The 14,212-nt window shown below is 69.9% G+C and carries 12 protein-coding genes; 10 read left to right on the forward strand and 2 right to left on the reverse strand.

Translation table 11 applies throughout. The annotated features are described in order from the left end of the window. The first annotated feature begins 95 nt into the window (after positions 1-95). From ACIBL3_RS27575 to ligA, 5 genes are read left to right on the forward strand one after another with little or no spacing between them, the layout of a single operon-like run. Positions 96-2,684 (forward strand): ATP-binding protein, encoded by a 2,589-nt coding sequence (locus ACIBL3_RS27575; protein WP_396356499.1) that lies wholly within the window; start codon positions 96-98, stop codon positions 2,682-2,684. Positions 2,685-2,732: 48 nt separating this feature from the next. Beyond that, positions 2,733-3,935 (forward strand): cysteine desulfurase family protein, encoded by a 1,203-nt coding sequence (locus ACIBL3_RS27580; RefSeq protein WP_396356500.1) that lies wholly within the window; start codon positions 2,733-2,735, stop codon positions 3,933-3,935. Continuing rightward, positions 3,935-5,029, forward strand: a complete 1,095-nt coding sequence (gene mnmA, locus ACIBL3_RS27585) for a tRNA 2-thiouridine(34) synthase MnmA (RefSeq protein WP_396356501.1) — start codon at positions 3,935-3,937, stop codon at positions 5,027-5,029. Before ACIBL3_RS27580 ends, mnmA begins: the two co-directional genes overlap by 1 nt. Next, the gene (locus ACIBL3_RS27590) at positions 5,026-6,006 is read left to right on the forward strand and encodes a methionine synthase vitamin-B12 independent (RefSeq protein WP_396356502.1); all 981 of its coding nucleotides are present in this window, start codon (positions 5,026-5,028) and stop codon (positions 6,004-6,006) included. The genes mnmA and ACIBL3_RS27590 overlap by 4 nt, the downstream gene beginning before the upstream one ends. 31 nt (positions 6,007-6,037) lie before the next feature. Further along, positions 6,038-8,170, forward strand: coding sequence for an NAD-dependent DNA ligase LigA (gene ligA, locus ACIBL3_RS27595; protein WP_396356503.1), 2,133 nt, complete (start codon positions 6,038-6,040; stop codon positions 8,168-8,170). A 70-nt stretch (positions 8,171-8,240) separates the two neighbouring features. Here ligA and ACIBL3_RS27600 read toward each other — a convergent pair whose 3' ends face one another. Beyond that, on the reverse strand, positions 8,241-8,669 hold the full coding sequence (locus tag ACIBL3_RS27600; protein ID WP_396356504.1) for a hypothetical protein: 429 nt from the start codon (positions 8,667-8,669) through the stop codon (positions 8,241-8,243). Positions 8,670-8,753: 84 nt separating this feature from the next. Here ACIBL3_RS27600 and ACIBL3_RS27605 point away from each other — a divergent pair, with 84 nt between their 5' ends. Both ACIBL3_RS27605 and ACIBL3_RS27610 read left to right on the forward strand, forming a co-directional pair. Continuing rightward, positions 8,754-9,740, forward strand: a complete 987-nt coding sequence (locus ACIBL3_RS27605; protein ID WP_396356505.1) for a hypothetical protein — start codon at positions 8,754-8,756, stop codon at positions 9,738-9,740. A gap of 20 nt (positions 9,741-9,760) precedes the next feature. Further along, positions 9,761-9,985, forward strand: a complete 225-nt coding sequence (locus ACIBL3_RS27610) for a hypothetical protein (protein WP_396356506.1) — start codon at positions 9,761-9,763, stop codon at positions 9,983-9,985. A 64-nt stretch (positions 9,986-10,049) separates the two neighbouring features. On the opposite strand, the gene ACIBL3_RS27615 is transcribed toward ACIBL3_RS27610, so the two are convergent. Continuing rightward, positions 10,050-10,697 (reverse strand): ACT domain-containing protein, encoded by a 648-nt coding sequence (locus ACIBL3_RS27615; protein ID WP_396356507.1) that lies wholly within the window; start codon positions 10,695-10,697, stop codon positions 10,050-10,052. A 202-nt stretch (positions 10,698-10,899) separates the two neighbouring features. On the opposite strand from ACIBL3_RS27615, the gene gatC reads away from it, so the two are divergent. Genes gatC through gatB form a run of 3 tightly spaced genes read left to right on the forward strand, consistent with a single transcriptional unit; the run spans position 10,900 to position 14,206 of the window. Beyond that, positions 10,900-11,196 (forward strand): Asp-tRNA(Asn)/Glu-tRNA(Gln) amidotransferase subunit GatC, encoded by a 297-nt coding sequence (gene gatC, locus ACIBL3_RS27620; protein ID WP_360523932.1) that lies wholly within the window; start codon positions 10,900-10,902, stop codon positions 11,194-11,196. Further along, complete coding sequence (gene gatA / locus ACIBL3_RS27625) at positions 11,196-12,701, forward strand: Asp-tRNA(Asn)/Glu-tRNA(Gln) amidotransferase subunit GatA (RefSeq protein ID WP_396356508.1); 1,506 nt, start codon at positions 11,196-11,198, stop codon at positions 12,699-12,701. The genes gatC and gatA overlap by 1 nt, the downstream gene beginning before the upstream one ends. Continuing rightward, positions 12,698-14,206: an Asp-tRNA(Asn)/Glu-tRNA(Gln) amidotransferase subunit GatB gene (gatB, locus tag ACIBL3_RS27630; protein ID WP_396356509.1), complete on the forward strand. Its 1,509-nt coding sequence runs from the start codon at positions 12,698-12,700 to the stop codon at positions 14,204-14,206. Before gatA ends, gatB begins: the two co-directional genes overlap by 4 nt. Positions 14,207-14,212: the final 6 nt, after the last annotated feature.

Consider the following 14,212-nt stretch of genomic DNA (forward strand, 5'->3'; position numbering starts at 1 on the left):
ACGTCGACCAGCCTGCGAGCCCCCGCTACCGAAAGTCATCCGTGCCCACCACGGAACCACCACTGACCGGACCGGGCAGCGGGCATGATGGGCCCGTGACCGGTGCGACAGAGGTGTCCGCCCGCGAGGCCGAGGTGCTCGCAGCCCTCGCCGGCGGCCACTCGAACGCCCAGATCGCGCGGCAGCTCCACATCAGCGTCCGCACGGTCGAGAGCCACGTCTCCTCGTTGCTCCGCAAGTACGGCGTCTCCGACCGCCACGAGCTGGTGGGCCTTGCCGAGCTCGCGGAGGAGAAGCGCGACTTCGCCAACCTCGCCGGCCCGGGTACGACGTTCGTCGGCCGCCAGCAGGAGCAGGCCGAGCTCCTGGCTGCGCTGGAAACCAGCAGACTGGTGAGCCTGCTGGGCCCAGGTGGAGTCGGCAAGACGCGGCTGGCCCAGCGCGTCGCAGCCGAGGCAGCTGGCAATTATCCGTACGGCGGTGCGTTCGTCGACCTGGTTCCAGTCCGGCCAGGCTTCGTGGTGGCCGCGGTCGCCGAGACCCTCAGCGTACGCGAGCAGCCCCCGCACACCCTCCTAGACGCACTGCTCGAGCGACTGCAGCGCGGTCGGACTCTGCTTGTGCTGGACAACTGCGAGCACCTGGTGCTGGACGTCGGCGACCTGGTTGCCCGCATCCTGGCTCAGGCGCCGCAGACCGCCGTACTGGTGACCAGTCGGGAGCGGATCGGGGTGACGGGAGAGCGGTCGTTGCAGCTGGGGCCGCTGGCGCTCGGGTCCGAGGCCGAGCAGCTGTTCCGGGACCGGGTCGCACCAGACTTCGCCGCCGACGAGGACGTCGCTGCCCAGCTGTGCGCGGGACTGGACGGCGTACCGCTGGCCATCGAGCTCGCCGCAGCCCGCGCCGGCTCACTGGGACCGGACGGGTTGCTCGCTGCGCTGGATGACCGACTGAGGCTCGTGGCGGGCGGACGCGGGCCCAACGAGCGGCATCACTCGCTGGCGCAGGTCATCGGCTGGAGCTACGACCTCCTCGACGACGCTGAACGAGCACTGTTCCGGCGACTAGGTGTCTTCGTGGGCGGCTTCGACCTCAGCGCTGCAGCAGCCATCAGCCCGGACACCAGCCGCGGCGAGCTGAGCGATCTACTCGGCCGGCTGACCGACAAGAGCCTGCTGCACCGGACTCAGCTCGCCGGCACGAGCAGGTGGCGCATGCTGGAGACAGTCCGCGTCTTTGCGCTGGATGAGCTCAGCAGATGCGGTGAGTACGACGCTGTCGCCGTACTGCACCTTGCATGGGCCGACAGCACCGCCGCCCGGCTGGAGCAGCGGCTGGAGCACCACGAGGACTGGCAGAGCGAGTTCGACCAGGTGACCGCGGACCTGCGGGCGGCGGTGAGCCGGTCCGACACCGACGTACGGCGGATGGCGCGTCGACTCGCGCACCTGACCTTCGCCCGCAGACGGTTCCTCGAGGCCCGCGAGCACTACCTGACCGCGGCAGCGCACGCCTCGGACGCCAGCCAGTTGTATGACGATCTCCGCGACGCCGCCGACGCCGCACTGGCTGTGGCCGACGCTGCCCACGCCTACCAGCTGATGATGCGTTCGGCGGCAGAGAACAACCATCAAGACGCACTCGCCTACGCGGTCACCATCCTCAGTCGCTACGAGGCCATGCCGCTCCCGCCCGACCGCGGCGCCGGACTACTCCCAACGAATGCGGACATCGTGCCAGTCCTGATCGCACGGGCCTGGGCGTCGAGGCAGGAGGTCGGCCCAGCGGAGACCGCCCTCGCCGCAGCTCGCAAGGCCGGCGACCCGCTGGACCTGATGAACGCACTGGACGCGTACGGCGTCGCAGTCGCGAGCGCCGGCCGCCTAAGCGACGCACGCCGGTCCGCCGAGGAGAGACTCGAGCTGGCCGCCACACTGCCGGACCACGAGCCGCGGGCGGTCGCGGAGATCACGGACGCGTTCCATGTCGCGTCCACGACGGCTGTGGCGGTCGGCGACCTGCCGGAGGCCGTCCGGCTGGCCCGCCTGACGGACGACCCCGTGCACGGCCACCCGTACATCACCGCCCCGCGCAAGGTCCGCGCCTTCGCCCTCAGCGGCCTGTTCGACGAGGCAGTGACGGCCGCGGACGTCATGTGGAACGGCTGGACCGCCGCCGGCCGCCCGCCGCGGTCATGGATGGCGTCAGCCGCCTCCTGCGCAGCCCTGGCCCACGGACTACTCGGTACCGGTCAGGACGCGCTCTGGCAGACCCGCGCGCTGGAGATCGCCGAGGTCTCCACCGCAGCCGACTCCCCAGGCCTGATGGCGAGTGCAGCCTTTGTCGACGCCCGCCTGGCCCTGCACCGCCTTGACGCCGGACAGCTGGCGGCCACGCCGGCCATGTCGGTTGAGCAGGCCTTCGCGGAGTTCCTCGAGCCGTGGTGGGTGCCATACGCGTGGGCCTCCGGTGCGGAGCTGGCGGCTGCCCTCCGCTACCCGGACGCCGAGCAGTACCTGGAGCGTGCGGTGAGCGAGAACACCTGGTCGGACGCCGTACTGCTGCGGGCCAGGGCCCGGCTGACCGGTGAGCGGGCGGCGCTGGAGCAGGCGGCCGAGCAGTTCGAGCGGATCGGGGCGCAGTTCGAGCACGCCCGCACGCTGAAGCTGCTGTCCCACCGCTGAGGCCCGAGGAGCGGGAACAACCGCGGCGGACATACCCTTGAAGCCGATATGACTGCTTCCGACCGTCGCACGGTGTACCTGGACCACGCGGCGACGACTCCGATGCTGCCGGCGGCGATCGAGGCGATGAGCCATCACCTCGCGCGGACCGGCAATGCGTCGTCCCTGCACGGCTCCGGACGCGCCGCCCGCCGGACGGTCGAGGAGTCCCGCGAGACGATCGCCGCCGCGCTGGGCGCGCAGCCCAGCGAGGTCGTGTTCACCTCGGGCGGGACGGAGGCCGACAACCTCGCCCTGAAGGGCCTGTGGTGGGCCCGCCTGGCCGAGGATCCGCGCCGTCGCCGGATCCTGCTCAGTGGCATCGAGCACCACGCCGTCCTGGACCCGGCCGTCTGGCTGGCGCAGCACGAGCGGGCCGAGATCGAGTGGCTGCCGGTCGACGAGCTCGGCCGGGTGCAGCCGGACGACGTACGGCGGGCCGTCGAGCGGGACCCGGAGAGCGTGTCGTTCGTCACGTTGATGATGGCGAACAACGAGGTCGGGACGCTCCAGCCGGTCCGCGAGATCGCCGAGCTGGCCGGTGCGTACGACATCCCGGTGCACACCGACGCGGTGCAGGCGATCGGGCAGGTGCCGGTGGACTTCGCCGAGCTCGGTGTCGACGCGATGACCGTTTCCGCCCACAAGCTCGGCGGTCCCTACGGCATCGGCGCGCTCGTCGTCCACAAGGAGACGCAGCTGACTCCGGTGCTACACGGTGGCGGCCAGGAGCGCGACGTCCGGTCGGGCACGCTGGACGCGCCCGCGACGGCCGGGTTCGCGGTCGCGGCGGAGCACGCGGTCAAGCACCAAGCCGACGAGGCGAGCAGGCTGAGCGAGCTCCGGGACGCGCTGATCGGTGGCGTCGTGAGCACCGTCGAGGGCGCCCAGCTGTCCGGTGACCCGACGGACCGCTTGCCCAACAATGCACACTTGTCCTTCAGCGGCTGCGAGGGCGACTCGCTGTTGCTGCTGCTCGACGCGCGCGGGATCGAGGTCTCCACCGGGTCCGCGTGCAACGCCGGCGTCGCCGAGCCGAGTCATGTCCTGCTGGCCATGGGGTACGACGACCAGCGGGCGCGTGGGTCGCTCCGGTTCACCCTGGGGCACACCAGCACCCGGGCGGACATCGACGCCGTACTGGAGAACATCGTGCCGGTGGTGGAGCGGGCCAAGTCCGCCGGTCTGCAGAACGTGGGAAGGAACACCTGATGCGGGTACTCGCAGCCATGTCCGGCGGGGTCGACTCCGCCGTCGCGGCGGCGCGGATGGCCGAAGCCGGGCACGACGTGGTCGGCGTGCACCTGGCCCTGAGCCGGAACCCGCAGTCGTACCGCAGTGGCGCTCGCGGCTGCTGCACGATCGAGGACTCCCGCGACGCCCGCCGCGCCGCGGACGTGATCGGCATCCCGTTCTACGTGTGGGACCTGGCCGAGCGGTTCCACGCCGACGTGGTCGAGGACTTCGTCAGCGAGTACGCCGCCGGCCGCACGCCGAACCCGTGTCTGCGCTGCAACGAGAAGGTGAAGTTCAGCGCCGTACTGGAGCGGGCGCTGGCGCTGGAGTTCGACGCGGTCGCGACCGGGCACTACGCGCGGATCGTGGACACGCCCGACGGCGCTCGCGAGTTGCACCGGGCGGTGGACCCGGCCAAGGACCAGTCGTACGTGCTGGGCGTCCTCACGCAGGAGCAGCTGCAGCATGCGTTCTTCCCGCTGGGGGACACGCCGAAGACCGAGGTCCGGGCGGAGGCCGAGCGGCTGGGACTGTCGGTGGCGGCCAAGCCGGACAGCCACGACATCTGCTTCATTGCCGACGGCAACACCCCGGGCTTCCTCAGTAAGCACCTCGGTGAGGCCCCCGGTGACATCGTCGACGCGCAGGGCAACAAGCTGGGCGAGCACAAGGGCACACACGGGTTCACCGTCGGGCAGCGCAAGGGCCTGAAGATCGGTACGCCGGCGGCCGACGGCAAGCCGCGGTTCGTCCTGGACATCAGCCCGGTCGACCGCACGGTGACCGTCGGATCGCGAGAGGAGCTGGCGGCTTCCCGGCTGGTCGCTTCCAAGCCGCGCTGGTGTGGGCCGGCGCCGACCAGCACGCTGCAGGTGAAGGCGCAGCTGCGTGCGCACGGCGAGGAGGTCGCGGTCACCGCGCGGGTCGAGGGCGACCAGGTCGTCGTCGACTTCGACGAGCCCGCGTCGGCGGTCGCGCCAGGCCAGGCGGTCGTCTTGTACGACGGCACGCGGGTGATCGGGTCGGCCACGATCGACACCGTGTCGCGGGTGGCGGCACAGCACGCATGACCACGACCGGCCTGGGTTCGCTCCCTGGTGACGACATTCGCGAGTGGACCAAGGTGTTGCTCGAGGCCGTGGACATCCCGTTCCTGGCTGAGCTGCCGGTGCGTCCGTACGGCGACATGGTCAGCCGGGCGGTCGCCGTACTGACCGAGTTGGCTGCTGACCTGCAGCCGGTTGGCTGGCGGCTCACGGGTGGGAGCGACCCGCGGGCGAGCCTGGACCAGCGGCGGGCGCGTTCCCTGCTTGCTGAGGATCTGGATGCGCTCGAAGAGCTAGCTGACGGCTACACCGGGCCACTGAAGCTGCAGCTGACCGGGCCGTGGACGCTGGCGTCGACTGTGGAGCTGCCGCGCGGTGACAAGGTGCTGGCGGACTACGGCGCCCGGCGGGACTTGGCTGAGGCGTTGGCGCTGGGGCTGGGCGAGCATGTGGCCGAGGTACGGCGGCGGGTGCCTGGGGCGGACCTCGTCGTACAGGTGGACGAGCCGGGACTGCCCGCCGTACTCGCTGGAGCTGTTCCTACGGCTTCTGGCTGGAGCAAACACCGCTCGGTGGACGGACCGGGCGCTGTGGAGCTGCTGAGTCTGGTGACCGGTGCAGCACCCGCTGTGGTGCACTGCTGCGCGGCCCGGCCGCCGATCGAGGTCTTCACCAAAGCCGGAGCGACCGGCGTCGCCGTGGACGTCTCGCTGCTGACCGAGCCCGGCTGGGAGCAGATCGCTCTCGCTGCCGAAGCCGGCAGCACCATTTACGCGGGCCTGGTCGCCACCACAGGCCCGATCCCCAACCCCGAGCAGGCTGCAGCACCCCTGGTACGCCGCTGGCGCGAGCTCGGCCTGGACCCGGAGCTCCTCAAAAAGGTCGTGATCACGCCGGCATGCGGTCTGGCAGCGTCACCGTCTCCCGCCGACGCTCGCAGTCGCCTGGAGCTGCTGCGCCGTACAGCTGATGTCGTCGCCGAGGCCGCGGAGAACACTTAAAACGTCGGTGGACCGCTGTAAATTCTCCCCCATGAGCACGGAGGAGATTCCCGAGACGACTGCTGCTGAGCAGCCGGCGGCGCCGGCTGACGTGCGGGCGCGGCATGCCGCCCTGAGCCAGGAGATCGAGGAGCACCGGGTCAGGTACTACCTGGCCACCTCGACCATCTCGGACGCGGACTTCGACGCGCTGATGCACGAGCTGCAGGACCTCGAGGAGCAGTACAACGAGCTCCGCACGCCCGACTCGCCGACGCAGAAGGTCGGCATCCCGATCTCCAACCTGTTCACGCCGGTGCAGCACCCGACCCGGATGGAGAGCCTGGCGAACGCGTTCTCCGCCGAGCAGATGGAGGCGTGGGCCAAGCGGCTCGAGCGCGAGGTCACCCTGAAGCAGATCCACGACAGCGGCTTCCTCTGCGAGCTGAAGGTGGACGGCCTGGCCCTCGACCTCGTCTACGAGAACGGCAAGCTGGTCAGCGGCGCGACCCGCGGCGACGGGCGCACCGGTGAGGACGTCACGCTGAACGTCCGCACCATCAAGAGCATCCCGAACGAGCTGAACGGCAAGGACCTGCCGGCCTTCCTGGAGGTCCGCGGCGAGGTGTACTTCCGGGTCGAGGACTTCGAGGAGCTGAACGCGCAGCTGGTCGAAGCGGGCAAGGACCCGTTCTCCAACCCGCGCAACAGTGCCGCCGGCTCGCTGCGGCAGAAGGACCCACGGGTGTCCGCGACTCGTCCACTCCGGTTCGTCGTCCACGGTCTCGGCCGGGTCGACGGCTACCACGTCGGGCGGCTGTCCTCGGCGTACGAGCAGCTCAAAGCCTGGGGCCTGCCGGTGAGCGACCGCGCCCGCAAGGTCGAGACGCTCGACCAGGTGAACGAGTTCATCGCCTACTACGGCGAGAACCGGCACTCCGTCGACCACGAGATCGACGGCGTCGTGGTCAAGGTGGACGAGGTCGACCTGCAGCGCGCCCTCGGGTCCACGTCGAGTGCCCCGCGCTGGGCGATCGCGTACAAGTACCCGCCGGAGGAGGTCACCACCAAACTCCTCGACATCGAGGTGAACGTCGGCCGCACCGGCCGCGTCACGCCGTACGGGAAGATGGAGCCGGTCCGGGTGGCCGGGTCGACGGTCGAGTTCGCGACCCTGCACAACGCGCAGGAAGTGAAGCGCAAGGGCGTCTGGATCGGCGACACCGTCGTGCTGCGCAAGGCCGGTGACGTGATCCCGGAGATCCTCGGGCCGGTGGTCGAGCTGCGCCCGGACGACGCGCGTGAGTTCGTGATGCCGACCGAATGCCCCTCCTGCGGTACGGCGTTGCGCCCGATGAAGGAGGGCGACGTCGACATCCGCTGCCCGAACTCGCAGTCCTGCCCGGCGCAGTTGCGGGAGCGGATCTTCCACCTGGCCGGGCGGTCCGGGTTCGACATCGAGGTGCTCGGGTTCAAGGCCGCCGACGCGCTGATCGGCGACGGCCTGATCACCGACGAGGGCGACCTGTTCGGGCTGACCGAGGAGGAGCTGTCCCGCAGCGCGTTCTTCACCACCAAGGCCGGCGCGCTGTCGGCGAACGCCCAGCGCCTGCTCGCGAACCTCGAGACCGCCAAGACCCAGCCGCTGGCCCGCGGCCTGGTCGCCCTGTCGATCCGGCACGTCGGCCCGACCGCCGCGCAGGCGCTGGCCGCGGTGTACGACGACATCGAGGCGGTCCGGGCGGCTAGTGAAGAGGAGCTGTCCGAGATCGAGGGCGTCGGGCCGACCATCGCGCACGCGGTGATCGAGTGGTTCGACGTCGACTGGCACCAGGCGATCGTCGACAAGTGGCAGGCCGCCGGCGTCCAGCTGCGCCAGGAGCGCACCGGGCCGAGCGTGCCGCAGACGCTCACCGGCCTGTCCGTCGTCGTGACCGGCACGGTCGAGGGGTTCAGCCGGGACGAGGCCACCGAGGCGATCGTCTCCCGCGGCGGCAAGGCGGCCAGCTCGGTCTCCAAGAAGACCTCGTTCGTGGTCGTCGGCGACTCCCCGGGCTCCAAGTACGACAAGGCCGTCCAGCTCGGCGTACCGATCCTGGACGCGGCCGGCTTCCAGGTTCTGCTCGATGAGGGCGCCGACGCCGCGACCAAGGTCGCCGGCACTCCTGAGCCTGGCGACGGATAACGAACACCCCAAGGGATCCGTCGGCTGCGCTGAGCCGTCGGACTGTTAACTTTGCACGTCTACACGTGGGTCAAAAGGAGCGAATATGACGACGCCGCCGCAGGGACCGTGGGGTCCTGGGCAGCCGGGGGGCCAGTCCGGCGGGCAGCAAGGGGGACAGGGAGGCCAGCCCGGTCAAGGGGGTGGCTGGGGACAGCAGCAGCCTCCGGGCCAAGGTGGTGGCGGTTGGGGTCAACGCCCGCAGCAGCCACACCAGCAGCCGCCGCAGCAGGGCCAGCCTCCGCAGCAAGGCGGTGGCGGTTGGGGTCAGCAGCAGCCTGGCCGACCGCAGCCTGGACAGCCGGCTCAAGACCAGCGCCCCGGACAGGGCCAAGGTCAGGGGCAGGGCCAAGGTCAGCAAGGCGGCTGGGGTCAGCGTTCCCCGCAGCAGCAGGGCGGTAGCTCCTACCAGCAGCAGCCATGGAGCCAGCAGGGCAACCAGCAGCAGGGTGGCTGGCACCAGCAACAGGGCCAGCCCGGGCAGCAGCAGTGGCAGCCCGGCGGCGGTGGCAACAAGGGCCCCGGTGGCCTGAACAAGGACAAGATGCCGCTGCTGATCGGCGGTGGCATCGTCGGCATCGTGCTGATCGGCCTGCTCGTGTTCCTCGGGATCAAGGCGCTCGGCGGTGACGAGGAGCCCGAGGCGAACCCGACCACGTCGCAGTCCGGTGAGCCGACCGGCAACCCGTCGACCGGCGGCGACAACGGCTCACTCGGTAACGCGACCGGCCAGGCCAAGAACGCGACCGAGAAGCTGCAGGGCCAGGGCTTCCAGTGCAGTGACCTGTTCAACACCGGCCAGGGTGCGCACCGCGGCTGCTTCAAGTACGACGGCCCGACCGAGGCCGAGGCGGTGTTCCAGTTCTCACCCGACGGCACCATCATCGGCGTCCTGGTGAAGTCGGAGAACGAGGAGAACGTCAACAACGCCAAGGTCACCTTCGACGCGGCGCTGCAGGCGATCGGTAACGACACCTTCGGCGGCAGCGAGGTCAAGAAGATCCAGGACGCGGTCGGCACCGGCCAGAAGTCGCAGAAGGTCGGCAGCACCTGGGGCGAGTTCGAGCTGCGCAACGACGGCGACCAGTACCAGCTGTCCGGCGGCAAGTCCGGGTCGGACTCGTTCGAGCTGCCGCGCAAGAGCTTCACCACCACCGAGGACCAGCTGATCGCCGCGCTGAAGGCGAAGAAGTACGTCTGCACCAGCTCGTGCAGCAAGCAGGTCGGCAAGTACGGCTCGCAGCGGATCTACTCCTACGCCAGCAAGGGCGAGGGCATCCGGTCGCTGGAGATGAGCTCGTCCGGTGACCCCGAAGACGTCAAGCAGGCGCTCCCGGCGGCGGTGAACGACGCGTTCGGCGCGCTGAAGGGCGACGACGTCGCGGCCCTGAAGGCGTTCGTCCAGGCGCACAACGACGGGAAGTCGTACGCTTCTTACGTGGCCGGATGGCGGGTCGAGATCATCGCGAACAACGAGGACTCCTACTCGTCCTCGCGGATCTCGATCAGCTACGAGACCTTCTACGTCTGAGCACGCGAGTCGGGAGTCGGATGAAGTTCCCCAAGGAGAAGCGGGAGTCGCGGACGGTGGTCACGCCACCACCTGAGGCGCTCCAGCGCGTCGACGGCGGCGGGCCATGGGGACCGACGCAGTTCGACCTCCCGGACCGCAGCGGCAGCAACAGCCAGTCGGTGCTGATCGTGATCCTGGTCGGCGTCGCCGTACTGCTGGTGCTGGCCGGCCTGTGGGTCTTCGCTTACTTCCGCTTCAGCTAGGGCACTGAAAAGGCCTCCCTCGCCACCAAGTGGTGAGGGAGGCCTTTCGTTTGCGGTACGGCGGTTACGCGGTGGCGCGGATGGTGACGGCGAGTGAGGCCAGGTAGCTGAGCCGGGCGACCTCGGAGCCGAGGAACTCGGGTCCGCCGCGCCGCCCGATGACCAGGACGCGGCGACCGGACTCCAGCGGAGCGACGACCAGCACCGACTCGGCCAGCCCCTTGTGCTGGTCCGGCGCGGCCATCGTGGTCGCCTTGTCCAGCGGCAGCCACTTCTCGGCCACGGTGCCGAACTCCGGGGTCGCGCTCGTCTCCAGCGCGACCTTCACCTCGCTGCCGGTGCCGTCCAGCAACGCGGCCCAGTCGGCGTGCAGGACGGCCGGGGACTGCTCGACCAGGATGTCGATCGCGTCCGCCGGAGCCGACGTCATCTGCTCGACGGCTTCCAGGTCCATGTGCAGTCCGCCGCCGGCGCCGTACCGGGAGAACCAGATGACCTCGACACCCGGTACGCCGTTGCAGGCGGAGACCAGGCGGTCGGGCAGGACGCCCGGCGGCAGGTCGACCACGATGTCGTCGACGGCGGTGCCGTTCTCACGCCGGTGCTCGACGATCTCGATCGCGTGGATGTCGGCGTTCACCTCGCCGAGGGCGGTGGCCACCGTCCCCAGCGAACCGGGACGGTCCGGGATGATCAATCGCAGCAGGAACACCGAACGATCATCTCCCAGCCGAGCACCATGCGCGTAACGCCTTGTCGCGGCCAATGTTACAGAGCGGAGCCCGGGGACACGCCCGGCCCATCCACAAGCCGGTCCCGGACCGACGCAACATGACCGTCACGCCTGCCCCCTAAGATGGCTCGGGTAACACCGAGAACCTCTCGTGTGTCCTTGCGAACCATTGGATCAGTTCATGCCATCGATTACCCGCGAAGAGGTCGCGCATCTGGCGCGGCTGGCGCGGATCGAGCTCACCGACGCCGAGCTCGACCACCTCGCACCACAGCTCGACCAGATCATCACCTTGGTCGGGCAGGTCAGCCAGGTGGCCGCGGACGACATCCCGCCGACCTCGCACGCCCTGCCGATCACCAACGTGATGCGCCAGGACGAGAACGTGCCGTGCCTCACACCGGAGCAGGCCCTGTCCGGCGCGCCGGCCGCCGAGGAGCAGCGATTCCGGGTGCCGCGGATTCTGGAGGAGGACTGATGAGCGACCTGACGCGGAAGACCGCGGTCGAGCTCGCGGAGCTGATGACGTCCGGCCAGGCCAGCTCGGTGGAGATCACCCAGGCGCACCTGGACCGGATCGGCGCCGTCGACGGCGCCGTCAAGGCGTTCCTGCACGTCGACACCGAGGGCGCGCTGGCCCAGGCCGCCGAGGTCGACAAGCAGCGCGCGGCGGGGGAGAAGCTCGGCCCGCTCGCCGGGGTGCCGCTGGCGCTGAAGGACGTGCTCACCCAGGAGGGTGTGCCGACCACGGCCGGCTCGAAGATCCTCGAGGGCTGGAAGCCGCCGTACGACTCGACCGTGGTCAAGCGGTTGAAGGCGGCCGGCATCGTGATCCTCGGCAAGACCAACATGGACGAGTTCGCGATGGGCTCCTCGACGGAGAACTCGGCGTACGGCACCACCCACAACCCGTGGGACCTGGGCCGCATCCCGGGTGGATCCGGTGGCGGGTCCTCGGCCGCGATCTCGGCGTACGAGGCGCCGCTCGCGATCGGCACCGACACCGGTGGCTCGATCCGGCAGCCCGGCGCGTTCACCGGGACGGTGGGCGTCAAGCCGACGTACGGCGGCACGTCGCGGTACGGCCTGATCGCGCTGGCCTCCAGCCTGGACACGCCCGGCCCGTGTGCGCGGACGACGCTCGACACCGCGTTGCTGCACGAGGCGATCGCCGGGTACGACCCGATGGACTCGACGTCGATCAACCAGCCGGTCCCGCCGGTGGTCGAGGCGGCCCGTCGTGCGGACGTCAACGGGCTGCGCATCGGCGTGGTCAAGGAGCTCGGCGGTGAGGGCTACCAGCCGGGTGTCGAGGCACGCTTCCACGAGTCGGTCGAGCTGCTCACCAAGCTAGGCGCCGAGGTGGTCGAGGTGTCCTGCCCACACTTCCAGTACGCGCTGCCGGCGTACTACCTGATCCTGCCGAGCGAGGCCTCGTCCAACCTGGCCAAGTTCGACGCGATGCGGTACGGCCTGCGGGTCGGCGACGACGGCGAGAACAGCGCGGAGAAGGTGATGAGCCTGACCCGGGAGGCCGGCTTCGGCGACGAGGTCAAGCGGCGCATCATGCTCGGCACGCACGCGCTGTCCAGCGGGTACTACGACGCCTACTACGGCCAGGCGCAGAAGGTGCGGACGCTGATCCAGCGCGACTTCGCCAACGCCTACGAGCAGGTCGACGTGCTGGTGTCCCCGGCCACGCCGACGACCGCGTTCCCGATCGGCGACCGCGCCGACGACCCGATCGCGATGTACAAGAACGACCTGTGCACGATCCCGGTCAACCTGGCCGGCAACGCGGCCGCGTCGTTCCCGTGCGGCCTGGCCGACGAGGACGGCCTGCCGGTCGGCTTCCACGTGATGGCGCCGGTGCTGCGCGACGAGTTGCTGTACCAGGTCGGTTCCGCGCTCGAGGCGGCGCTGGCCGAGCAGTGGGGTGGCGTCCTGATGGCACAGGCTCCGGAGCTGGAGGTGACCCGATGACTGCACCTACTGCTGACACGGTTCTCGAGATCGACGACGCACTTGCACAATATGACCCGGTGATGGGCCTCGAGGTCCACGTCGAGCTGAACACCAAGTCGAAGATGTTCTGCGGCTGCCCGACCGAGTTCGGGGCGCCGCCGAACACCCAGACCTGCCCGGTCTGCCTCGGCCTGCCGGGGGCGCTGCCGGTGGTGAACGCCCGCGCGGTCGAGTCCGCGATCAAGATCGGCCTGGCGCTGAACTGCGAGATCGCCGAGTGGTGCCGGTTCGCCCGGAAGAACTACTTCTACCCGGACATGCCGAAGAACTTCCAGACCTCGCAGTACGACGAGCCGATCGCGTACAACGGCTGGACCGAGGTCGTCGTCGACGGCGAGACGTACCGGATCGAGATCGAGCGCGCGCACATGGAGGAGGACACCGGCAAGTCCACCCACGTCGGTGGTGCGACCGGCCGGATCCACGGCGCCTCGCACTCGCTGGTCGACTACAACCGGGCCGGAATCCCGCTGATCGAGATCGTCACGAAGACGATCGAGGTGCCCGGTGACAAGGCGGCCGCGGTGGCGCGGGCGTACGTGAGCATGCTGCGGGACCTGCTGCTCGCGCTGGACGTCTCCGACGTCCGGATGGACCAGGGCTCGCTGCGCTGCGACGCGAACGTTTCGCTGAAGCCGTCCGGGTCGACGGTCTTCGGCACCCGCACCGAGACCAAGAACGTGAACTCGTTCCGTTCGGTCGAGCGCGCGGTGACGTACGAGATCACCCGGCAGGCGGCGATCCTGTCCTCCGGCGGCAAGGTCGTGCAGGAGACCCGGCACTGGCACGAGGACACCGGCATCACCACGTCCGGCCGGGAGAAGTCGGACGCGGAGGACTACCGGTACTTCCCGGAGCCGGACCTGGTCCCGGTCGCCCCGGCCCGCGAGTGGGTCGAGGAGATCCGGTCGACGTTGCCGGAGGCACCTTCGCTGCGGCGGGTCCGGCTGCAGGAGGAGTGGGGCTTCACCGACCTGGAGATGCGCGACGTCGTGAACGGCAACGCGCTGGAGCCGATCGTGAAGACCGTCGAGCTCGGGGTGACGCCGGCCGCGGCGAAGAAGTGGTGGCTGGGTGAGCTGGCCCGGGCGGCGAACGAGTCGGGCCAGGAGCTCGACGCGCTCGGCGTCGGTCCGGCGGAGGTCGCCGAGGTGCAGAAGCTGGTCGACGAGGGTTCGCTCAACGACAAGCTGGCGCGCCAGGTCTTCGACGGCCTGATCAAGGGTGAGGGCACGCCCGCCGAGATCATCGAGAAGCGCGGCCTGGCCCTCGTCTCCGACGACTCCGCCCTGATCGAAGCCATCGACCGGGCCATCGCGGCCAACCCCGACGTGGTCGAGAAGGTCAACTCGGGCAAGCCGGCTGCCGCGGGCGCGCTGATCGGCGCGGTCATGAAGGACATGCGCGGTCAGGCGGACGCGGCCAAGGTCCGCGAACTCCTGAACGCCAAGCTCGGGATCTGATCGCTC

The sequence above is a fragment of the Kribbella sp. NPDC050124 genome (assembly GCF_044460355.1).
In the GTDB taxonomy this organism is placed as follows: Bacteria; Actinomycetota; Actinomycetes; order Propionibacteriales; family Kribbellaceae; genus Kribbella.